Origin of the sequence: Verrucosispora sp. WMMD1129, assembly GCF_029581255.1 — a bacterium.
In the GTDB taxonomy this organism is placed as follows: Bacteria; Actinomycetota; Actinomycetes; order Mycobacteriales; family Micromonosporaceae; genus Micromonospora; species Micromonospora sediminimaris.
On record NZ_CP120741.1, the window covers coordinates 4,214,000 to 4,227,931 of the forward strand.

Genomic DNA, 13,932 nt, shown 5'->3' on the forward strand with positions numbered 1-13,932 from the left:
GAGAGAGATGGCTCGTTACACCGGTGCCGACTGCCGCCGTTGCCGGCGGGAGAAGATGAAGCTGTTCCTCAAGGGCAGCAAGTGCGATGGTCCGAAGTGCCCGTTCGAGTCCCGGCCGTTCCCGCCCGGGCAGCACGGCCGCGGCCGCACGAAGGAGACGGAGTACCTGCTCCAGCTCCGTGAGAAGCAGAAGGCCCGCCGTGTCTACGGCGTGCTGGAGAAGCAGTTCCGCGGCTACTACGAGGAAGCCGTGAGCAAGAAGGCCAAGACGGGCGAGGTGCTGCTGCAGATCCTCGAGTCGCGGCTGGACAACGTGGTCTACCGGGCCGGCTACGCCAAGTCCCGGGACATGGCCCGTCAGCTGGTCAAGCACGGTCACTTCACGGTGAACGGCAAGAAGGTCGACATCCCGTCGTACCGCGTCAAGGAGCACGACATCATCGAGGTCCGGGGCAAGAGCAAGGAGCTCACCCCGTTCATCGTGGCCCAGGCCGAGGCCGGCTCCAAGACCGTTCCGGCGTGGCTGGAGGCGATCCCCAGCCAGATGAAGGTTCTGGTGCACTCGCTCCCGGCCCGACAGGTGATCGACACCCAGGTCCAGGAGCAGCTGATCGTCGAGCTCTACTCCAAGTAGGGCTCGTTGCGGTGGCCCGCCCGGCAGGGCGGGCCACCGGAACAGTTTGTGTCGTGGGCGTCATATGGCGGGCGCCCCGGAAGAGAAGAGAAGACATGCTCATCAGCCAGCGACCGACCCTCTCCGAGGAGTCGATCAACGAGACCCGGTCCCGGTTCACCATCGAGCCGCTGGAGCCGGGCTTCGGCTACACCCTGGGCAACTCGCTGCGGCGTACGCTGCTGTCGTCCATCCCGGGTGCGGCCGTCACCTCGATCAAGATCGACGGTGTGCTGCACGAGTTCACCACGATCCCCGGGGTCAAGGAGGACGTGGTCGAGCTCGTCATGAACATCAAGGAGCTCTGCGTCAGCTCCGAGCACGACGAGCCGGTCAGCATGTACCTGCGTAAGCAGGGTCCGGGCGACGTGACCGCCGGCGACATCCAGCCTCCGGCCGGTGTCTCGGTGCACAACCCGGACCTGAAGCTGGCCACCCTCAACGGCAAGGGCCGGCTCGACATGGAGCTGACCGTCGAGCGGGGTCGTGGTTACGTCACGGCGGCGCAGAACAAGCAGGCGGGCGCGGAGATCGGCCGAATCCCGGTCGACTCGATCTACTCCCCGGTGCTCAAGGTGACCTACCGCGTCGAGGCGACCCGCGTCGAGCAGCGGACGGACTTCGACCGACTGATCATCGATGTCGAGACCAAGCCGTCGATGGGGCCCCGCACCGCACTGGCCTCGGCCGGTTCGACGCTTGTGGAGCTGTTCGGGCTGGCTCGTGAGCTGGATGAGACCGCCGAGGGCATCGACATCGGCCCGTCCCCGCAGGACGCGCAGCTGGCGGCGGACCTGGCCCTGCCGATCGAGGAGCTGGACCTGACCGTCCGCTCCTACAACTGCCTCAAGCGCGAGGGCATCAACTCCGTTGGTGAGCTCATCGGGCGTACCGAGGCCGACCTTCTCGATATAAGGAACTTCGGTCAGAAGTCGATCGACGAGGTCAAGATGAAGCTCGCCGGGATGGGTCTCGGGCTGAAGGACTCGGCTCCGAACTTCGACCCGGCGCACGTCGTGGACGCCTTCGGCGAGGCCGACTACGACACCGACGACTACCGCGAGACCGAGCAGCTCTAGTCCGCGCTGCCGCCACACCTGAGGAGCACCAAGCATGCCCACGCCCACCAAGGGCCCCCGCCTCGGCGGCAGCCCCGCGCACGAGCGGCTGATGCTGGCCAACCTGGCCACCGCGCTGTTCCAGCACGGCAAGATCCAGACCACCGAGACCAAGGCCCGGCGGCTGCGTCCGCTCGCCGAGCAGCTGATCACCAAGGCCAAGCGGGGCGACCTCGCGTCGCGCCGGCGGGTGCTGACCGTGGTCAAGGACAAGGACGTGGTCTACGCCCTGTTCGACCAGATCGCGCCGCGGTACGCCAACCGCAGCGGCGGCTACACCCGGATCGTGAAGACCGGTCCGCGCAAGGGTGACGCCGCTCCGATGGCGATCATCGAGCTGGTCGAGGAGCTTCAGGTCGCCGAGCCGAAGGCGAACCGGAAGACCGCCGGACGCAAGGCCGCCCAGCAGGACAAGGTCGAGGCGCTGGCACCGACCGACGAGGCCCCCGCGTCGCGGCCGGCTGACCAGGACGCCGAGCCGCCGCAGTCGGCCTCCGGTGACACCGCCGCTGCCCGCGAGGACAGCGACCTGGCCACCGAGGAAGGCAAGGCCTGACCAAGGCCGGTGAGACAGGCCCTGAGGCCGTTGTCGGGCCCGGCATCCCCACCACGGGGGTGCCGGGCCTGACTCGTCGAGGAGGTACCACGTGGACGAGCGCACCCGGCTGCGGCTGGACGTCGCGTACGACGGCACGGCCTTCTCCGGCTGGGCCGCCCAGCCGCAGCGGCGCACGGTCGCCGGAGTGCTTGTCGAGACGCTGGACCTGGTGCTCGGCACCGGTGTCGCGACGGGACTGACCGTCGCCGGCCGCACCGACGCGGGGGTGCATGCCAGCGGGCAGGTCTGCCACCTGGATCTGCCTGTCGACGTCTGGCGGGCGCACGAGGGGCGGCTGCTGCGCCGGCTGGCCCGGCTGCTCCCGACCGATGTGCGGGTGCGGGCGATGCGGGCGGTGCCGGCGACCTTCGACGCCCGCTTCTCGGCGACCTTCCGCCGCTACGAGTACCGGGTGACCGACGCGCCGTGGGGGTGTAACCCGCTGCGCCGGCACGAGATCCTGGCCTGGCCCCGGGCACTCGACCTCGACCGGCTCACCGCTGCGGCGGCCGGGCTGGTGGGGGAGCACGACTTCGCCGCGTACTGCCGGCGCAAGGAGAACGCCACCACACTGCGGGAGGTGACCAGGCTGGACTGGCGGCGGGACGCCGACGGGATCCTGGTCGCCACCGTGCAGGCCGACGCGTTCTGCCAGGCGATGGTCCGCAGCCTGGTCGGCGCCATGCTGGTCGCCGGGGACGGTCGCCGACCGGTGCCGTGGCCGGCGGACCTGCTGGCCCGTCGGGAGCGGGCCAGCGAGGTGACCGTGGCACCGGCGCATGGGCTGACCCTGGTGGCAGTCGGCTACCCGGACGATCCCGCCGAGTACGCGCGCCGGGCCGAGGCGACCCGACGGCTACGGGTTTCCGCCGACGGTTGAGCGGCCGGCCCTGCTGCTCGGCGTGGCCGGCCGGTCAGTCCTCGGTGGACTCGTCCTGGCTGCCGGTGTCGTCGGTGGGGCCCTCGGTCGGCTGGCTGGCCGTCCCACCCTCGGCCCGCCGCTCCAGCACCCCCAGGTTGAGGTGCTGTTCGAGCATGTCGAAGAGGATCTCGCGGACAACGGTGTCACCGGAGCGGATGGTGGCACCGTCGGTACGGGCGACCACCGCGTAGGCGATGTAGTGACCGCGTACCTGCCAGCCGACCCGCGCCGGTGCGGTGGCGATCACCTCCGTGTCATCCCCCGCCGACATGCCGCGGAAGCGGCCCTGCCGCTCGTCGAGCAGCTGGCGGATCCGATCGCGGGCCCGTTCGGCGCTGGACCGGTCAGTGAGATTGAACAGCCCTGTGGTGACCAGGTGGTCGCCGTCCGGTGCGCGGAGGGTGGCCCGGACAACCTGGTTGCAGCCGAGCCGTACCAGCAGGTCCGAGACCTCCCCGGTGGCGGCTACCGCACAACTGGCGCTGGACTGGGTACGGAGCACCTCGTAGCCGTTCTCACCGTCGCCAACGGCGAGAGTGCTGGCGGGGAACACCTCGCGGGCGGTGAGCGGCGCCTGGTCGGTGTCCCGGGAGTCGAGGTCGCTGGCCTCGGCGGGCACCGTGTCACGGGTGGTGTCCGGTGCGGCGCTGGGCCCGGCCTGCTGACCGATCAGGGTTCGACCGTCCATCAGGGTGGCGGCGGTGAGACCGCAGAGGGCGAGCAGCACCAGCGCCGCGGCACCGCCCACCAGCACCTGCCACGCGCGACCGCCACCTCGGCGGGGCGGCGGCGCGACGGTCGCCGTGCCCGGCTCCGGCGGTGCCGCCGCCACGCCGACCGACGTCGGTTCGCCGGGCGCGGGCGGCGCCGGGTCGTACCGTGGTGCCGGTTCCTGCTGCGTGGTGGGAAACGCCCTCCGTGGCGGCGTCGATGATGGCAGCATGATCTGGTTCGGGCGGGCCAGCGACGGGGTGGGGAAGCGCGACGGGGACGGCCCGGCCGCAGGCGGCGGGCCGGGCCGAGGCGAACTGCCCTCGGTCTCGTCGTCCCGGTAAGGGACGTATGCGTCCTCATCGGAGTCGTACCGATACACCATGCCGTCCAGAGTAGGGATGTTTATCCCTTTAGTAGGTATTTTGCGGAAATGCGCTGGATGAACGTGTCGGAGCCGGTGCGACCGCCGTACCGTCGGCCCGATCCGCACTCGGTGCGAGAATGGCCCGCGTGACCGGGGACCACTACTTCACCGCCGAGCCGACCGCGCCCGCCCAGGCGCGCGAGGTGCAGTTCACCGTCGCCGGCCGCGACTACACCCTGGCCTCGGCGTCCGGAGTCTTCTCGGCCAGCCGCCTCGACCCGGGCACGGCGGTGCTGCTACGCAAGGCCGAACTGCCCGGCACCGCGACCGCCGGTGCCCTGCTCGACCTCGGCTGCGGGTTCGGTCCGATCACCTGCGTGCTCGCCACCGTCGCGCCGACGGCGACGACCTGGGCGGTCGACGTGAACGAGCGGGCCCGGCATCTGACGGCTGAGAACAGCGCCCGGCTCGGCCTGTCCGAGCGGGTGCGGGTTACGGCTCCCGAGGAGGTACCCGCCGACCTGCGCTTCGCCCAGATCTGGTCCAACCCGCCGATCCGGGTCGGCAAGGAGGAACTGCACGAGCTGCTGCGGCGTTGGCTGCCCCGGCTCGCCCCGGGCGGGGTGGCCTGGCTCGTGGTGGCCCGCCACCTCGGCGGCGACTCGTTGCAGCGCTGGCTGGTCGAGCAGGGCTGGCAGGTGGATCGGCACGCCAGTCAGAAGGGGTTCCGGGTGCTGCGCGTCACCCGCTGACCGGGTAATCGGTTGGCCTGCCGGGCCGGCTCGGGCAGGATGCCCGCGTGGGATACGTGGACGTGGCGGCGGTCGGGCATGTCCTGCCCGACGGGCGGGAACTCTTCGCCGACGTGTCGTTCCGGGTCGGCGAGGGTGCCAAGGTGGCGCTGGTCGGGCCGAACGGCGCGGGCAAGACGACGTTGCTGCGGATGGTCGCCGGTGACCTGCCGGTGCGCACCGGTGCGATCGCGCGCACCGGTGGGCTGGGTGTCATGCGCCAGTTCATCGGCATGATCGGTGACGAGTCGACCCTCGCCGACCTGGCTCTGTCGCTCGCACCGCCGACGCTGCGCGAGGCCGGGCGCCGGCTGGCGGAGACCGAGGCGGCCATGCGCGACGCCGAGGTGCGCGGCAAGTACAGCACCGCCGCCGGCAAGGCCCAACTGGCGTACGCCGACGCGTTGGCCGCCTGGGGGGAGACCGGTGGGTACGACGCCGAGGTGCTCTTCGACACCGTCGCCACCATCGTCCTCGACCTGCCCTGGGAGACCGCCCGGCAGCGTCCGGTCCGGACGCTCTCCGGCGGGCAGCAGAAGCGCTTCGCGCTGGAGTTACTGCTACGCGGTCCGGACGAGGTGCTGCTCCTCGACGAGCCGGACAACTTCCTCGACGTACCCGGCAAGCGCTGGCTGGAGGCGCGGCTGCGGGAGTCGGCCAAGTCGGTGCTCTACGTCTCGCACGACCGGGAGTTGCTGGCGCACACCGCCGACCGGGTGGTCGCGGTGGAGGGCGGCAGCGCCTGGGTGCACCCGGGCGGCTTCGCGAGCTGGCACGCGGCCCGGCTGGCCCGCCACGCCCGTCTCGACGAGCAGCGCAAACGGTGGGACGAGGAGCACCAGAAGCTGCGCGAGCTGATGCTGATGTACAAGCAGAAGGCTGCGTACAACGACGGGATGGCCTCGCGCTACCAGGCGGCGCAGACCCGGTTGCGCAAGTTCGAGGAGGCCGGGCCGCCGCCCGTACCGCCGAAGGAGCAGGACATCCGGATGCGGCTGGCCGGCGGACGGACCGGGAAGCGGGCGCTGGTCTGCGAGCAGCTGGAGCTGGATGGCCTGACCTACCCCTTCGACCTGGAGTTGTGGTACGGCGACCGCCTCGCGGTGCTCGGCGCCAACGGCACCGGCAAGTCGCACTTCCTGCGTCTGCTGGCCCGGGGCGGGACGGACCCGGACCCGGCGAACAGCCCGGTCGACGGTGCGGCGGCGCTGACCCCGGTGGCGCACGACGGGGCGGCCCGACTCGGCGCGCGGGTGCGTCCCGGTCACTTCTCGCAGACCCACGACCGGCCCGAGTTGATGGCGCGGACGCTCGTCGAGATCCTCTGGCGGGGTGACGAGCACCGGTCCGGCATGGATCGTCACGCGGCCATGGCGGCGCTGTCCCGGTACGAGCTGGCGGGGCAGGGTGACCAGCGCTTCGGCACCCTCTCCGGCGGGCAGCAGGCCCGTTTCCTGGTGCTGCTGCTGGAGCTGTCCGGCGCGACCATGCTGCTGCTCGACGAGCCCACCGACAACCTCGACCTGGCTTCGGCCGAGGCGCTGGAGGCCGGGCTCACCGCGTTCTCCGGCACGGTGGTGGCGGTCACCCACGACCGCTGGTTCACCCGGACCTTCGACCGGTTCCTGCTGTTCCGGGGCGACGGCGAGGTGGTCGAGACCGACGAGCCGGTCTGGGACGTGGCCTGAGCGGTCTGGTCCCGCGGTCGCCCCTGCGACCACCCGACGGGGCGACATATGGTGATCTCGTGAGTGAGATGACCTATCGCCGGCTGGGCGACTCCGGGCTCGTGGTGTCCGTCGTGGGGATCGGCTGCAACAACTTCGGCCGCAAACTCGATCTCGACGGCACCCGGGCGGTGGTCGACGCGGCCCTCGACGCCGGAATCAACTTCTTCGACACCGCCGACATCTACGGCGAGCCGCACGGTGCCTCGGAGGCACAGCTCGGCGCGGCCCTGAAGGGCCGCCGGGACGACGTGGTGCTGGCGACCAAGTTCGGCATGTCGATGGCCGGCAGCAACGGACGCGACTTCGGGGTACGCGGCTCGCGGCGGTACGTGATCCGGGCGGTCGAGGCGTCGTTGCGGCGGCTGGACACCGACTACATCGACCTGTACCAGTTCCACGAGCCGGACCCGGGTACCCCGATCGACGAGACGCTGGCCGCCCTGGATGACCTGGTCCGCGCCGGCAAGGTGCGGTACCTCGGCAACTCCAACTTCGCCGGCTGGCAGATCGCCGACGCCGACTGGGCGGCGAAGACCCGGGGGCTCACCCGGTTCGTCAGCGCGCAGAACCACTACAGCCTGCTCAACCGGGACGTCGAGATCGAGGTGCTGCCGGCCTGTGACCGTTTCGGGTTGGGCATGCTGCCGTTCTTCCCGCTGGCCAACGGGCTGCTCACCGGCAAGTACAAGCGGGGTGAGGCGCCACCCGCCGGCAGCCGCCTGGCCGGCGGTGGCCGGTACGCCCAGCGGCTCGCCGCCGCCGACTGGGACACCATCGAGGGCATCGAGGCGTACGCCACGGAACGGGGTGTGCCGATGCTGCACGTGGCGATCGGCGGGCTGGCCGCCCAACCGGCGGTCACCTCCGTCATCGCCGGAGCCACCACACCCGAGCAGGTACGCGCCAACGCGGAGGCCGGCGCCTGGCACCCCACCGAGGACGACCTGAAGGCCCTCCGCACGGTCCTCGACCGCTGATCCGCGCCACACTCTCGTGCGTTGATCATGAGGTTGGCGGCGAAGTTGCTCCAGAGTTGCCGCCAACCTCATGATCAACTGAGCTGTGTGAAGGGGCCCCGCCCGGACGGTGCCGGGCGGGGCCGTGGGCTTACAGCTTGCGGTTGGGGGCCAGGCGGGTGGGGTCGCCACCTAGGCGACCGGCACCCTTGACGGACTCGCCGTCGTTGGCGCGTACGCCCATCGTGCTGGCCGAGCCGCCGAGCCGGACGATCATGGCATCGGCGTCCCGGATCAGCACGTCCCGGATCTCCGCCTCGCCGACCAACTCGGCGTCACCGGCCAACGTCCGGAACGCGGTGAGCTGGTTGATCGCCCGCTTGTCGTTGCCGCTCGCCTCCGCCGTACGGGCGTTGGAGAGCCGCTTCGACAACTGGTTGTACGCCTTGTTGCTGAGTCGGCCCGTCGCCTTGAACCGGTCCAGCAGGTTCTGCATGTCCCGGAACGAGGTGGTGACGAAGAAGCGGACCGTGGTGGTGGTGTCGTTGCCCGCCTTGTCGGTCGCGGTGACGGTCAGCTCGTGCAGGCCCAGCGGCAGCTCGTACATCGCCTGGAGCGTGCCGCTGACGTAGGGCCGGTCGTTGAGCCGGCCGACCACTGTCGCGATGCCCGAGGTCGGGTCGACCGCCTGCCAGGACACCCGGACGTCCTGGCTGTCACCGTAGAGCTGGCCGTCGGCGATGCCGGAGACCAACAGGGTCGGCTTGGTGCCGTCGATGCGTACCACCGCCGCCTTCAACGTCTCGGCGTTGCCGGCGGTGTCGGTGGCCCGGTAGAGCAGCTCGTGGTTCCCGTCGCCACTGATCTCGACCGGCTCGGTGTACGGCGTCCAGTCGCCGCCGTCCAGCGACCACTCCAGCAGCGCCACCCCGGAACCGGCGTCGGTCGAGGTGAGCACCACCGGGACGGTGCCGTCGTGCCAGCCCTCGTCGTTCGCCGGGGCGAACGTCGCGGTGCTGACCGGCGCGGTGGCGTCGATGCGGACGGTGACCGCCTTCGTCTCCTCCACGTTGCCGGCCTCGTCGACGGAGCGGAACCGCAGCTCGTGCTCGCCGTCTCCGGTCACCGGCACCGGCTCGGTGTAGGCGGTCCACTCGGTGGCGTCATCGAGCTGGTACTCGGTGCGCGCCACCCCGCTGCCGCCGTCCTCGTCGGCGGCGGTCAGGGTGACCGTCGCCGGGCCGGTGAGCCAACCCTCGACCGGGGTGCCGGACACCTCGGCCGTGGTGACAGGGGCGGTGTCGTCGTCCGGTCCGGCGTCGGTGGAGAACCGGAAGTAGTCGAACGACGCCGACTTCGAGGCGGTCTGGTTGCCACTGAGGGTGAACACGCCCACCTTCGGGGTAGCCCCGACGGCCGCGTTGGTGAGTTCGGTCAGGGCCGTCCAGGTGGTGCCGTCGGCCGAGTACGACGCGGTGTAGGTGTCACCGCTGCGGACCACCCGCAGATACCACTCGGCCGAGGTCAGGTTCTCCGCACCCGGCTGTGGATCCTGGATCGTCCCGTCGATCTCGCTGCGGAACTCGATCCGCCGGGACACCGGCTGGCCGGCCTGGTTGTCCACCACGAAGTCGAACTTCAGGTAGTTGTCGTCGTCGCCGTACACGATCAGACCGGCCTGCTGGTACTGCTCGTCCAGCAGACTGCCGTCGATCTTGGTCTCCATCGTCCAGTCGCCGCTCGGCGTGTTCTGGAGGATGAAGTTCGTCGGCCCGGTGTTGTTGGTGCCGTAGATGTCACCGTTGGGCACGTCGATGTGCAACGCGCCATCGCTGACCCGGTAGGCGCTCAGGTCCTCCCGGAGGATCGCGTTCCACCGGCACTTGTCCAGCGAGATGCCGGTGAACTCGTCGGACGGGTCGACCGGGCCGGCCGGCTCGTCCGGTATCACCTGGAACCAGTCGAACTCGGCCTCCACCACGGGTGCGTCGGTGCCCCCGTTGAGCGCGAACAGGCCGATCCGCGGGTTCTCGATGCCCTCCAACGCGGCCGAGCGACCGACCGGGGTGAAGGTCTGGCCGTCGGCCGAGAGCGCGGCGGTCAGGCTGGTGCCGTCGCTGCTCACCCGCAGGTAGACGGTGTCACCCGTCGGTGCGTCGGTGCTGTCGTCACCCTCGTTCCGTGGGGTGCCGGCGGTCTCCCGGATGAACTCCACCCGCCGGCTGCCGTTGTAGAGCAGGTCCAGCTTGGCGTAGTTCTCGTCGTCGCCGTAGACCAGCAGGCCGGCCTGCTGGTAGTTGGCCGTCACCGGCAGGGTGACCTTTGTGGTCGCCTGCCAGGCGCCCGACGGTGCCGGCTGGAGCACCAGGTTTGTGGCGTCGTTACGGCTGCCGTACAGGTCACCGGCCCCGGTGGGTAGCCGCAGCGCGCCGTCGGAGACGGACAGGAGCTGGTTCTCCCGCACCACGCTGGTCCACCGGTCGCGGTTTAGCGTGTCGCCGTCGAAGTTGTCCGAACGTGCCCCGAGGCACGACGTGTTCGGCGAGTCGACCCGGACCGGCACGGTCGCGTACGACCGGGCACCACGGCTGTCGGTCACCGTCAGGGTGGCGGTGAAGTTGCCGGGTGCGGCGTACGTGTGCTCGGCCTGGAGCGTGTCCGCCGTGCCGCCGTCACCGAAGTCCCACTCGTACGTGAGCGGGGTGTCGCCCTCGGGGTCGGTGGCGGTGCCGCCGAACGCGATGGTGAGCGGCGCGGTGCCGGTGGCCGGCGTGGCGGTGGCGGTGACCGCCGGCGGTGCGTTGTCGGTGACGCCCTTGCCGACGAAGTCCGCCCAGTTGACGTTGAACAGCGATCCCTCGCCGCCCGCCGGGTCCTGGGCCACGAAGTACAGCGAACCGCTCGCCGCACCGGTCACCGGTGCGGTGACATCGGTGTAGGTCTGCCAGTCGCCGGTACCCGGCACGGTCGCCGAGGCGACCACCGGGCCGTCGACCGCGCCGGCCCGGACCTCGATCACGCCGCCGCTGGTCGCCGAGGCGACCCGGAAGCGAATCTCGTCGATCTCGGTCAGGTCGGCCGGTACGACCGACCACCAGTCGCCGTCCTCGATGGCGCCGATGTTCTGGCCGCCGCCGGCGGTGTCGCCGGTGGTCTCGCGCATCACCCCGGCGTCGCCGCCGCCGGTGCCGTCCTCGGTCCGGCCGGTCGCGGTGAAGTACTCGGCCTGCTTGCGCTTGGGCTGGAGAATCTCGATCGCCCGGCCGGTGAGCGGGTCGGCTCCGCCGGAACCGCCCTGGTCGGTGTAGGTCGCCTCGAAGACGGTGAAGACGTTCGCCTCGGCGCCGTGGCCGGCGGCGAGCTGGGTCTGCACCGTGCCGGTGCAGCCGGTGTGCTGCTCCAGCGGGTGGGCGTGCTCGTCGTGACCGAGCAGCACCTGGAGCTGGACGTCGGCGCAGTCGATCTCCCCGTCCTCCGGGTCGGTCACCGTGATCGTGTACTTGACCTGGTCGCCCCAGTCGAAGAAGCCACCGTCCGGCGGGAACTCGATCGTCACGGTCGGCGCGGTGTTGCCCACCGTGATCGGCACGTTCGCCACCGCCGTACGGCCCTTGGGGTTGGTGACGGTGAGCTGGGCGGTGTAGTTGCCCGCCTCGGCGTACGTGTGGGTGGGGTTGGCCTCGGTGGAGGTGCCACCGTCGCCGAACGTCCAGGCGTAGGTGAGCGTGCCCCCGTCGGGGTCACGCGAGCCGGCGCTGGAGAAGGTCACCTCCAGCGGGGCCTGCCCGGAGGTGGGCTCGGCGTTGGCCACCGCGATCGGCGCCCGGTCACCGGCGATGTAGTCGATCCGGTAGACGCCGGAGTTGTCGTTGTTGCCGCCGAAGCCGCTGCCCCACTCGATCAGGTACATCGCGCCATCGGGACCGAACTCGAAGTCCATCGGGCGGATGAAGGACATCCCGGTGAGCAGCTGGTTGATGTCGACCAGCTCGGTGCCGTCCGCGGAGACCTGCATCGTGTACATCTTCGACTGGTTCCACTCGCCGAGCAGCGCCTTGCCGTCGTAGTACGCCGGCCACTTGCGGTTCGAGTCGAGGTCGGCGTCGTACCGGTAGACCGGGCCGCCCATCGGCGCGCCGCCGCCCCCGATCTCGGGGTAGCGCGGGTCACCGCCGTAGCCGTAGTCGACGGTGGCCGGGATGGCCGGTGGGAGGTTGGTCAGGCCGGTGTTGTTGGGTGAGTTGTTCACCACGGCGGCGCAGTCGAACTTCGGTCCACTCGGGCCGGAGGGGAACTGGTAGTCGTTGTACGCCTCGTTGGTGCCCGTGCAGTACGGCCAGCCGTAGTTGCCCGGTTCGGCGACGATGTTCCACTCCACCAGGCCCTCGGGACCACGGTCGGGGTTGTCCGACGAGGCGTCCGGGCCGTAGTCGGCGACGTAGAGGGTGTCGGTGGCCGGGTCGATGCCGATCCGGAACGGGTTACGGAAACCCATCGCGAAGATCTCGGGCCGGGTCTGCTCCGTACCCGGCGGGAAGAGGTTGCCCTCCGGGATGGTGTACGTCCCGTCGTCCTCCGGGTGGATCCGGATCACCTTGCCGCGCAGGTCGTTGGTGTTGCCGGAGGTGCGCTGCGCGTCGTAGTCGGCGCGTCCGGGCCGCTCGTCGATCGGCGTGTACGCGTCGGACGAGAACGGGTTGGTGTTGTCCCCGGTGGCCAGGTAGAGGTTGCCATCGGAGTCGAACGTCATGGTGCCGCCGGCGTGGCAGCAGGTGTTGCGTTGGGTGTCGACCTGGAGCACGACCTCCTCGGTGGCCGCGTCGATCGAGTCACCGCTCACCGTGAACCGGGAGAGCACGTTGCGCGCCACCCCGTCGTTCGGCGCGTAGTAGAGGTAGACCCAGTTGTTGGTGGCGAAGTCCGGGTCGAGTCGGATGCCGATCAGACCGTCCTCGTTGCCGGTGAAGACGTCGAGGTCGATGGCGGTGACCGTGTTGCCGGTGTCCGGCTTGACGATCTGCACCCGGCCGTCGCGCTCGATGTAGAAGACCCGGCCGTCGGGGGCGATGTCCAGCTCCATCGGGTTGCTGGTGTTGCTGTCCAGCGTCACCTTCTCGAAGCTGGCGGTCAGCGACGCCCCGCAGTCGGCACCCTGGATGCCGGCGGCGGTGCGGATGCCGCCGAGCAGGTGGGTGCGGAACTCCGGTTCGGCGTACGACTCGTCGGTGTGGCCGCCGCCGGTGTACCAGGCCCGGCCGCCGTCGTAGTCCTGGCACCAGGCGATCGGGTGGTCATGCCCCATCGCGCCGGAGCCGGCGTTGTAGCTGGTCTCGTCGAGGGTGGCCAGCACGTGCACCGAACCACGCGGGTTGGTGCGGTAGTTGTACCACTCGTCGTACCGGGACCAGCGCTCCGGCAGGTGCGCGGTGGAGGGGTGCGCCGGGTCCTCGACCTTGACGGTGGCCGTCTGGTTGGCCGGGTGGCTGTTGAAGTACGCCCCCACCAGCTCGCCGTACCAGGACCAGCTGTACTCGGTGTCGGCGGCGGCGTGGATGCCGGCGTAGCCGCCACCGGCCTGGATGTAGCGCTCGAACGCCGCCTGCTGGTCGGCGGTCAGCACGTCTCCGGTGGTGGAGAGCCAGATGACCGCCCGGTACTGCGCGAGGTTGGCGTCGGTGAACGCCCCGCCGTCCTCAGTGGTGTCGACGGTGAAACCGTGCTCGACGCCGAGTTCCTGGATGGCGGCGATGCCGGTGGGGATGGAGGCGTGGCGGAAGCCAGCGGTCTTGGAGAAGACCAGCACCGAGAATGTCTCGGCGGCGGCCTCCGGAGCGGCCTGGGCGACGGGAGCCGGTGCGGCCTGGGCGGCCGGGGCCGCCAGGAGCATGGTCGCGGCGAGGCCGAGGGAGAGAAAGGCGGCGGTCAGGGGTGCGCGGGCACGAGGTGTTCGGGGCACTCCGGTCTCCTTTGTCCTTGCTGGACAGGGGTCACGGGGTCGGCCCGCCGAAGACCGTCCCAGATGGAGCTGGTTCGGACACCTTGCCGAAGGGTGCCGTGCCAGCATTT

At 70.5% G+C, this 13,932-nt stretch carries 9 protein-coding genes; 7 read left to right on the top strand and 2 right to left on the bottom strand.

Annotated features, from left to right (window positions below):
* The first annotated feature begins 7 nt into the window (after window positions 1–7).
* The 4 genes from rpsD to truA all read left to right on the top strand — a co-directional run bounded on the left by rpsD (window position 8) and on the right by truA (window position 3,269).
* Window positions 8–634, top strand: coding sequence for a 30S ribosomal protein S4 (gene rpsD, locus O7624_RS19730; RefSeq protein WP_093403633.1), 627 nt, complete (start codon window positions 8–10; stop codon window positions 632–634).
* A gap of 95 nt (window positions 635–729) precedes the next feature.
* Window positions 730–1,752 (top strand): DNA-directed RNA polymerase subunit alpha, encoded by a 1,023-nt coding sequence (locus O7624_RS19735; RefSeq protein ID WP_013735931.1) that lies wholly within the window; start codon window positions 730–732, stop codon window positions 1,750–1,752.
* Window positions 1,753–1,786: 34 nt separating this feature from the next.
* Complete coding sequence (gene rplQ / locus O7624_RS19740; RefSeq protein WP_282236837.1) at window positions 1,787–2,347, top strand: 50S ribosomal protein L17; 561 nt, start codon at window positions 1,787–1,789, stop codon at window positions 2,345–2,347.
* Between the two features lie 91 nt (window positions 2,348–2,438).
* Window positions 2,439–3,269: a tRNA pseudouridine(38-40) synthase TruA gene (gene truA, locus O7624_RS19745; protein WP_282236838.1), complete on the top strand. Its 831-nt coding sequence runs from the start codon at window positions 2,439–2,441 to the stop codon at window positions 3,267–3,269.
* 34 nt (window positions 3,270–3,303) lie between these two features.
* On the opposite strand, the gene O7624_RS19750 is transcribed toward truA, so the two are convergent.
* The gene (locus tag O7624_RS19750; RefSeq protein ID WP_282236839.1) at window positions 3,304–4,407 is read right to left on the bottom strand and encodes a hypothetical protein; all 1,104 of its coding nucleotides are present in this window, start codon (window positions 4,405–4,407) and stop codon (window positions 3,304–3,306) included.
* A 128-nt stretch (window positions 4,408–4,535) separates the two neighbouring features.
* Between O7624_RS19750 and O7624_RS19755 the strand changes: the two genes are divergently transcribed.
* The 3 genes from O7624_RS19755 (at window position 4,536) to O7624_RS19765 (ending at window position 7,887) form a co-directional block, all read left to right on the top strand.
* Complete coding sequence (locus O7624_RS19755) at window positions 4,536–5,141, top strand: methyltransferase (RefSeq protein ID WP_282236840.1); 606 nt, start codon at window positions 4,536–4,538, stop codon at window positions 5,139–5,141.
* Window positions 5,142–5,188: 47 nt separating this feature from the next.
* Entirely contained in the window at window positions 5,189–6,868 is a 1,680-nt protein-coding gene (locus O7624_RS19760; RefSeq protein ID WP_282236841.1) for an ATP-binding cassette domain-containing protein, read from the top strand.
* Window positions 6,869–6,936: 68 nt separating this feature from the next.
* On the top strand, window positions 6,937–7,887 hold the full coding sequence (locus O7624_RS19765) for an aldo/keto reductase (RefSeq protein ID WP_282240684.1): 951 nt from the start codon (window positions 6,937–6,939) through the stop codon (window positions 7,885–7,887).
* Window positions 7,888–8,017: 130 nt separating this feature from the next.
* Here the strand turns inward: O7624_RS19765 and O7624_RS19770 are convergent, their stop codons facing one another.
* Window positions 8,018–13,822, bottom strand: coding sequence for a ThuA domain-containing protein (locus tag O7624_RS19770; RefSeq protein WP_282236842.1), 5,805 nt, complete (start codon window positions 13,820–13,822; stop codon window positions 8,018–8,020).
* Between the last annotated feature and the right edge of the window lie 110 nt (window positions 13,823–13,932).